Here is a 6,882-nt window from a genome sequence, read left to right as displayed (position 1 = left end):
ATCGTAGATTCTCCTCCTAAATTACTATATTGGAAAATTCTACTTCTGAGCACCTTTATATTTAGGGAGGATTACCGTTGCAAAAATACCTCTTCAGAGTATGCAGAGAGGCTTAGGATGGAAAATTCCGACCCGAAAGGAGGGAGTTTGTACTCGATTTCTGTACGTCATCAGCTTTGAGGACTTTCAAGCTTGGAATGGTGAGCGTTGTTACAGGACAGGATTCATCTAACCCCATTTAATCGGAATCGGGAACCAGTAAACTTCTACAAAAATTTGGAGCGTATCACCGCCATTTTCTCGATCTGCATATCACGATAGGTATAGGGAATCCCCCCCACGCCGTAACCTGACTCATGCAATCCGGCAAAGGGCATCCAGTCCACACGGAAGGCGGTGTGATCGTTAATCAAAACGGTTGACGCGTTTAAATGCGTGTAAGCATGCATCGCCGTATCAATATTTCGGGTTGCCACCGCAGCCTGAAATGCATAAGGAAGGGAATTTGCTTCTTTAATGGCATCATCAATTACCTCATACTCATAAACACAAATGACCGGGCCAAAGATCTCCTTCCGGCTCACCTTGCTCTCTGACGGCGGGTTGAACAAAACAGTCGGCCTGTAAAAGGCATCCGAGAGACGCTCTCCCCCGGCCAGACATTCTGCTCCGGAAGACATCGCCTCATTCACCCAGGTCTCAATACGAGGCACTTCCCGAGCTCGGATCAATGGACCAATCTCAGTCTCTTCACTGACAGGATCTCCAACTTTACTCTTTTCCGCCAAAGCAGCCAGCCCTTCCGCCACTTTCCGAGCGATACTTTTGTGGGCAAAAACACGTTGCACTGAGACACAGACCTGTCCTGCATGATAAAAACCTCCCTTTGCCAGCAAGGGCAGCATGTCCTCAAGGTCCGCATCTTCCGCGACAATGACGGGTGCGACACCCCCATGCTCCAAGGCACAGCGTGTTCCCGCCGCCAGACGGGAACGCAGCATCCAACCCACTTTGGCACTTCCAATAAAGCTGAAAAAGGCAACACGTCGATCACTGACCAGGTTCCCGGCAACAGTGAGATCCTGAGTTGCAACAGGCTGGCACCAGGCCTCCGGCAGACCGGCCTCCCGAAATAAATCAACCAAAGCGAATGCAGATAAGGGCGTATCTTCTGCCGGTTTGATAATCACGGGGCAGCCCGAAGCAATCGCCGGGCCAACCTGGTGCACAATCAAATTTAAAGGGTGATTGAAGGCGCTAACTGCAACAACAACACCGGCAGGTTCGCGCCGGGTAAACGCCAAGCGGTTCATCGATGCGCGATTGAGACGCATCGGAATTCCTTCTCCTCTTTCAGTCCGTATACACTCGATGCAATTCCTGATACCATCAATGGCGCGAACCAGTTCGACGCGGGTATCCATCATTGGTTTTCCCCCTTCCGCAAGCGCGACAGCCACTAGGAAATCGAAATTCTCCTTCATCAGTTCCGCCATCTTTTCCAGAATGGAGATTCGCTTATCCGCGGGCAGCCACTGATCACGATTCTGAAAAACCGCCGTGGCATTCTTCAAGGCCTGCTCAACACCCACGGCATCAATGGTTTCCACGGTTCCAAGCAGTCGGCCATCATAAGGGGATGTGACTTCCAGCCTGCCCGCAGCCTTTGCGCCTAGAACTCTTATAGCAAAATACATAACGCTCCTTTGTAACGATTCAGCTCACCCATATTTTCCTCCATGACCGCGTTGCTGCGGTGCTCAAAGCTTCACGTATAGACACATACGTTCCGGTTTTCCGCTCCTCGTGCCTTGTCCTAGAGGAAAATATAGGCAAGCTGAACCTAACCTTTCTTTAAATGGGACAAATCAGATCGCCCAGTTTCTTCGTCAGTTTCATGTTTTCAGAGTAATCAACCGGGACATCAATCACCACGACCGTGCGATCATTAAATGCCTTTTCCAGAGTAGGAACCAAGGCGTCGGCCTGCTCAACACGGTAGCCCTTTGCACCAAAAGATTCCGCATATTTCACAAAATCCGGATTATTAAAACTGATATGTCCGGATCTTCCGAAGCGGCGCTCCTGATGCCACTTGATCAGGCCGTATTCACTGTCATTCCAGATCATGATCACGATGGGGAGTTCATAACGAAGCGCTGTTTCAATCTCCTGGGAGTTCATCATAAAACCGGCATCCCCCGTGATCGTCAGAACCCGTCGCTCGGGGTGGACAAGTTTCGCCGCAATCGCGCCGGGGACGCCAATGCCCATTGAGGCAAAACCATTGGAAATAATACAGGTATTGGGACGTTCACCGCGGTACAAACGGGCAATCCACATCTTGTGCGCACCAACATCCGAAATCAGAATATCCTCCGCGCCCATCACCCGACGCGTGTCAGATAGAATTCGCTGAGGTTTCATCGGCATGCCATCATCATCGGCATAACAGTCCAACTCGCCGTCGATCGCATCCCTTAAGGTCTCCACCTGAAGCCCCTCTTTCTCCTTTGCCCCTTCCGCGATACGGTTCAGTGATGTTGTGATATCTCCGATCACCCCGGCTTCAAGAATGTAATGGCTATCCACTTCCGCAGCGCTCTGATGAATATGTATGATTTTCTTGTCTTTTCCGGGATGCCACAAATGCGGGTGATATTCCACCATATCGAAACCAACACAGATCACCACGTCCGCCCGATCAAAACCACAAGCGACATAGTCATGTGCCTGCAGGCCAACCGTCCCGAGCGAAAGAGGATGCGAAGAGGGAATGACCCCCTTTGCCATGAAGGTTTTGGTCACCGGGATCTTCAGTTTCTCAGCAAAGGCAAGGAGGGCATCACTGGCAACACTTCGTACGACACCGTTCCCAGCCATGATAATAGGAAAGCGTGCCTCATCAATAATTTTGATCGCTTGCCGGACCTTTTCGTCCGGAGGAGAGGGACTGAATGCGCTTTGTACCCGTAAAGGAGCGACATCCTCAGATATTTCTGCGGCTGCAATATTCTCCGGGAAGCTGATAAATGTCCCGCCCGGTTTTTCCGCCTCAGCAACCTTGAATGCCTTGCGTACAATCTCAGGAATAACTCCAGGGTCACGGATCTCAGTGCTGTACTTGGTAATCGGCTCAAACAGGTTCACCAGATCAAGGATCTGGTGACTTTCTTTGTGCATACGTGTCGTTGCCCCCTGGCCGGCTATGCCCACGATCGGGGCATAATCCATATTTGCATCTGCCATTCCCGTCACCAGGTTGGTTGCCCCAGGACCGAGTGTCGCCAGACAGACTCCGGCACGACCGGTCAAACGCCCGTACACATCTGCCATAAATGCAGCACCCTGCTCATGCCGGACCGTCAGGAAGCGAATAGAACTCTCTCGCAAAGCATCCATCACATCCAGGTTTTCCTCACCAGGAATCCCAAAAATATACTCGACCCCTTCATGTTCCAGACAACGAATCAACAGCTTCGCCGCAGTCTGCATCGATCCCTTCCCCTCATTCGACATCTACGCGCTCCAGGATTTTATGACGATGGCCTGTTCAACACAAGATGTGCCTCCGAAAGGCGTACACCCGAAACTGTTTTCCATATCGAAATGTATCATAACCTCAACCATCTTCCGTGATTATTTCAAGATCCGGGGTTAGATAATCCCCGCCCGTACGTTCCTCTTTTTCTAGTATCTAGCCATTACCGAAATCAGTGTCTGATTTCGTATAATGTTGGATGTTACAAAATCATCAGATTCCTGTCTAAGATAGGAATAACCAAGTCTCATCATCAGAGAGGGATTGATCAAATACTCAAGACCGAAACGGCCCTCGTAGGAATGAACATCAATCTGAACTCTGCCAATGGACTTATTTCGGGCATAGTTCCCTGAAAGCCTTGCCGTCAAATTCCGTCTTACTTTTCTGCTCATATTCAGGGAAACCCGATTACTCATAGAAAGCGCTTTTAAAAAACCACCGCTTATTCCTATCTTTCTAGCATATCTGACCCGCCACTCCCAATCTCTCAGACTCCTGTTTATATCGAGTTGCCCGACGAATAGGGGGTCAAGTCGTTTGCCATCCGATTCTTCCGAAAATGCAATGCCGAGAGAAAGATCAACCGTGCCGGTCCGCCAAATTTTATGGGTATATCCTAAATTCACAAAATTAATATTTGCATTTCCAATACCATCGTAGGAAATATTTTCATAGCGATACTTAAGAGAGGGGATACTCCACGAAGCAATCTCATAATCTATTCCCACCGTAACATCGTTACGAGAATGGTCTATTAATGCAGGGTTATCGTAGCGAGATATCGCATTTTTAAATCCGGACAAAAATATTATTTTCATTGTAAGAGGTTGACGAAACTTAATATCAGCGACATTACGAAAAGACTCCTCCCGGCGCGTCCGTATCCCCTCTCCTAAAATGTTGCCCACATGACTAGTCCCCAGAAACTCGGCCTGGACAGGTGTAAACGAGAGGCTCTCAATCAACTCTAGTTGGGCCCCTTTACCTAACTTTAAGATACCTTTTGCTGACAGCTCCTGAAAAGGTCGTCCTTTATTGAGTTCGGTATGGCGTGAAAAAATCTCGAAACGGACATTGTATTGAACCTGAGATTTGAGTCTGACCCCTTCCCGATTGAACCGGAGTAATCCCTTGATGACTGTAATGGAATCACGTTCACGGACACGAGCCACCGAAAAAATATTGTCATCAAAGCGCTCTTCTACTGTTAGAGAAGGAATCACCCGAAATGCTTTGCCCATGACTCCTGTGGGGTTTAATAAAATTGATAAGAAAACAATCCCGAGAACCAACAACCCTTGAATGAACGCTTGATGTATCCTCAATAACGGATTGATCAAATCATGAATTAAATAAATTAATCTAATAAAAATCATTGCGGACCTTCTCGGAAGGGATCTAATCCAGAAATACCATATTATAAATCACTGGTTCTACATATTCAATATAGTGTCGGTTTTCTTTTTAAGGCAATAATAGAAAAAATGCTAAAGATGAGTCAGGAAAGAACAAAAAGCTAACTCAAATTCCAGGCTAATCAGAATCTGTAAAAATAACACCGAAAAGATATCAATATTCCTTGTCGATTGATCACAAAAATGAAATATTCTATTTTTATCTGATATACTCTGTTACGGATCGATAAGAGAATATATCGTATACTCTTGGTAATACTACTGTATTCCTTCGAGTAATCCTTTCAAAAGGTCAATTTTTCAACAGGTGTTTTTCTTAAGATTTATTTTTCCAAACCATTTGATAATAAAAGATTGATTATAAATGACTTTTTAGTAGAGTATCTCTTTAAAAAGGAGCTTCACCTATCGCATGAAATATTTTATTTGGAATATTATTCTGATTCAATTTGTCACAAGTTTCGGCCTGATGGCCCCTCCTTTATTTGGAATGGTGGAGGAGGTGTTGCCACCTTTGCAGGTCGACAAGTCAAATATTAATGGATTTGCAAGCTCTGTCGCTTATTATAAAGGGGCCGTTTATACGGTCGATGTCCAACCCGCAGAAGGGGTAAATAATGGGATAAATTTACTGACGGTTGTTCGAAAAGGTGAAAAGAATAGTCTGGGACAATGGATCTGGTCCTCACATGTCTTAGAAAATCAAACATTGGAGGATCCCTATCATACACAAGGGTCCATTGCAGTTGATAAAAATGGGTATATCCATGTTGCATATAATATGCATAATATGCCGTGGCAATACGCTGTCTCCGAACAACCAGGTGATATAAATAGTTTTGTTTTTCGTGGAGATCCGATCACAACAGAAGATAGATATGCTGTCAAACATCTAAATAGTATTGCATTTTCTTCCATTGGGACTGCTGCCATTCCAGGAAATCAAATCACCTATCCTGCCTTTTTCGTAGATAGGAATCATGATCTGTATATTACGTACCGTTACGCGACACGGCCTAAAAGGGCATGGAGTGAGAGAGGGTTTTCTGGAGGAATCGCTAAATACGACATTATGAGTAAAACCTGGCAAGCAATTGGGGGTCCTATCCCTGTTACGAATGAGGACGCAGACCTTCCTGGAGGGGCGGTGTCGGGAACAACGTTCCCCTTCGCTTATAAAGACCAGTGGACAGTTTACTTGATACGACTCGGGTTTGACGGGAACAATGGCATGCATCTCTCATGGATGTGGAGAGAAGGAGGTGCCGGAATGGAAACTACATACCCTTCATATGCCTTTTCTCCGGATGGAGGAAAATCGTTCTTTCGGGCGGATGCTTCGCAATATCTGTTACCGATAGATGTGACCTCTGCAGATGTTGTTATACAAGCGGAAGATTTCAGCACTTTTTTTTCCCCAACCTCCATCTCCATTGATTCGCAGGGTACCCCCTGGACTATAATGCAGCCTATCGGTCCACTTCGAATGATGGTTCATTTTGACCGATCAATAGCGAAATGGTCCAAACCCGAACCAACGCCATTCAATGCAAAAGTGTTCATGGTTGATGGATCAGGCCAACAGTGGGCCTTTTCGCCAGGAATTCGTATTCTGAGGCGTCGTAGAGAGGCGACTTCGGAATGGGAAATAGTATACTCTGATATAGGGTACTGCCATCCCAGCGTCTTTACCGTGTTTGAAGAAAAGGTTTCGTACATCCATCTACAAACATGTGATAATCAAGCAACACAAAAAATAAAGATCATAAGATTTGACTGGGGGGGAAGACCATCACCACCTATCAATTTATCCGTTGAGTAACATAATAAAAACGGAGTGGAGAAGGGGTAATCCCCCCATTAATAATGGTTCACAGAAGTAGAGCCTGTGTTGCCAGCGTCAATTTTTGATAGGGTGTAATT

4 protein-coding genes are annotated in these 6,882 nt (G+C 46.3%); 1 reads left to right on the top strand and 3 read right to left on the bottom strand.

Going from position 1 to position 6,882, the window contains the following annotated elements:
• Positions 1-266: 266 nt before the first annotated feature.
• The 3 genes from EYQ01_02535 to EYQ01_02525 all read right to left on the bottom strand — a co-directional run bounded on the left by EYQ01_02535 (position 267) and on the right by EYQ01_02525 (position 4,920).
• A complete protein-coding gene (locus EYQ01_02535; GenBank protein HIE64692.1) occupies positions 267-1,697 on the bottom strand; it encodes an aldehyde dehydrogenase family protein in 1,431 nt (476 codons plus the stop codon).
• 157 nt (positions 1,698-1,854) lie between these two features.
• Positions 1,855-3,495, bottom strand: coding sequence for an acetolactate synthase large subunit (locus EYQ01_02530; GenBank protein HIE64691.1), 1,641 nt, complete (start codon positions 3,493-3,495; stop codon positions 1,855-1,857).
• A 195-nt stretch (positions 3,496-3,690) separates the two neighbouring features.
• The gene (locus EYQ01_02525) at positions 3,691-4,920 is read right to left on the bottom strand and encodes a hypothetical protein (GenBank protein HIE64690.1); all 1,230 of its coding nucleotides are present in this window, start codon (positions 4,918-4,920) and stop codon (positions 3,691-3,693) included.
• A gap of 451 nt (positions 4,921-5,371) precedes the next feature.
• On the opposite strand from EYQ01_02525, the gene EYQ01_02520 reads away from it, so the two are divergent.
• On the top strand, positions 5,372-6,781 hold the full coding sequence (locus EYQ01_02520) for a hypothetical protein (GenBank protein HIE64689.1): 1,410 nt from the start codon (positions 5,372-5,374) through the stop codon (positions 6,779-6,781).
• Positions 6,782-6,882 lie beyond the last annotated feature (101 nt).

It is taken from the genome of Candidatus Manganitrophaceae bacterium, assembly GCA_012960925.1.
GTDB lineage: Bacteria > Nitrospirota > Nitrospiria > SBBL01 > JAADHI01 > DUAG01.
Note: the sequence above shows the minus strand (reverse complement) of the source record. Positions and strands in the feature narration are given on the sequence as shown.